Origin of the sequence: Falsigemmobacter faecalis, assembly GCF_003863335.1 — a bacterium.
In the GTDB taxonomy this organism is placed as follows: Bacteria; Pseudomonadota; Alphaproteobacteria; order Rhodobacterales; family Rhodobacteraceae; genus Wagnerdoeblera; species Wagnerdoeblera faecalis.
In genome coordinates, this window is sequence record NZ_RRAZ01000082.1 from 257 (window position 1) to 2,054 (window position 1,798).

Sequence of the window (1,798 nt, forward strand, 5' to 3'; positions counted from 1 at the left end):
GTTTCAGCTCGGGAGTTCCTGACATCAGGATGCCGACCGGCCAATCCCCATCGTTCAAAAGGGTTTTCAGCATGGAGCTGATTGCGATCAGCTCCTTCTTGGTGCCGTGGGTGGCAAGGTCCTGAGCCTCATCGATATGGACGAACAGCACCTTCCGCTCCTTCAGATGGTGGCGCACCAAATCCCAGATGTACCAGGCTTGCCGTTCAGAGCTGATCTGGTAGCCCAAAGCACGTAGCAGGGTCTGTCCGACATATTTCGCGGTTGCAGGCGACGGCACTCTGAAACTGACCAAGGTCATGTCCCCTGAGCCGATGTCCTTGAGCCAGCCATTGGTCTGCAGGATCAGCTTATTGATCGCCGAGGTTTTACCGGCGCCAGAGGCGCCGATAAGGGAAATTCCGGTGGCTTCGCTGCATCGTCCCATTTCGATATCAGCAAGACGGGCGGCCAGCTGCTCTTTGAACAGGGCCTCAAAGGGCGCGAAGCCTTCATTTTCGATGAATATGGCGCGAAGATCCGACATTTGGCGTGCCACGCGCATGTAGGTATCACTCGTCATCTTTGCCCCTCCACCTCGGGGTGCGCGATACGTCCTTGGGAGTTGCCGGGCGGCTCTCTGGTTGAGGCGTGGGGCTGGACAGCTTTCTCGTGATGAAAATACCGTCTTTGAGCGGGTCTTTGGTTTTCGGAGTCAACGAGAGCCGCTCGGCATCGGCGCGGATGGGGAAGTGCAGCGCAGCCTGATTGCGCTCGACCTCCGCGTCGTTGACATGGAAAGGCGTCAGTCCACGCAGTCGCAAGGCATTGCGATTGATCTCCTCAATCTTTGAGATTGCCCTTTGGATGGTCTCTGCATTCAGCTCAGCAGTTTTACCATGGCGCAGACGCAAGAACCGCGTGGCCTCGGTCAGCTCGGCATAGGTGACGTTTTCGAAACCGCTCTGATTGGCAATGGCCGGATACCAAGACGCCCCCACCTTGACCGCAATCCAGCTCATGTTCTGCAAGTCCACGCGGATTTCCACCTCGCGCTTTGGAGAGTGCAGGAAGGCCTCACGCAGGGCGTCACAGCTATAGGTCAGGCCAGAGAACATGACGCCATCACCACGCAGCTTGCGCTGTAAGGGCCGCCCGAATGCCTTGCAGAGGGTTAGTCCGTCAGGGACTGGCGGGACGCCATACTCCGCCGTTAAACGCTTCCATGCTTCATTGGGGGTTGCCCCTTTCAGAGAGCCATGCGGTTCATTGTGATAAATATCGACAACGAAAGTCAGTAGCACCCTGATCAGGTCTTCATCGCAGAGACACGCCGGCTGTTCAGACGGATAATCACCACGCTCTTGCGAACTGAAGAACGTCCTGCCTACGAGCAGAGGCATCAGTTTATGGCCGAAGGTCTTAAACAAGGATTCGATGGTGCCGCGTAGCCAAGGTAGACCGGCTGGCGGTAAATGCCTCGTTCCCCCTAAAGATTCGACAGCACCCTTAAACTGCCCTGAAGTGAACGCAGTTCCTTGATCTGTGACCAAAGCCCCGATGCCGCCGTGTTGGTGCCACGTGCTCTCGCAGCCTGCGGCCTTCGCAACATCAGTTTTATCTCGGAAAATATCATGCAGAGCTCTGGTCGCATCCTCGGAGTTAGGCGCCTCAACAAGGCGAAGAGACAGAATGCACCGCGTCGCACAGTCGATAGCGACATAGATCCAGCGCCGCCCCCGCTCGATTGCTTCTTGCCGTTCGGGTGGCAGGTTGACCTGCCACTGAACTTTCCTCCGGCCGCGACTGGAGCCGGTAG

Annotated in this window: 2 protein-coding genes; both read right to left on the reverse strand. The window is 57.1% G+C overall.

All coding sequences use genetic code 11. The features are described 5' to 3' along the window. On the reverse strand, positions 1-562 hold a 562-nt coding region (locus EG244_RS20040), incomplete at its 3' end, for an ATP-binding protein (protein ID WP_199738046.1). Beyond that, the coding region (locus tag EG244_RS20045) for a Mu transposase C-terminal domain-containing protein (protein ID WP_148097654.1) at positions 552-1,798 on the reverse strand (1,247 nt) is incomplete at its 5' end. The genes EG244_RS20045 and EG244_RS20040, both read right to left, overlap by 11 nt.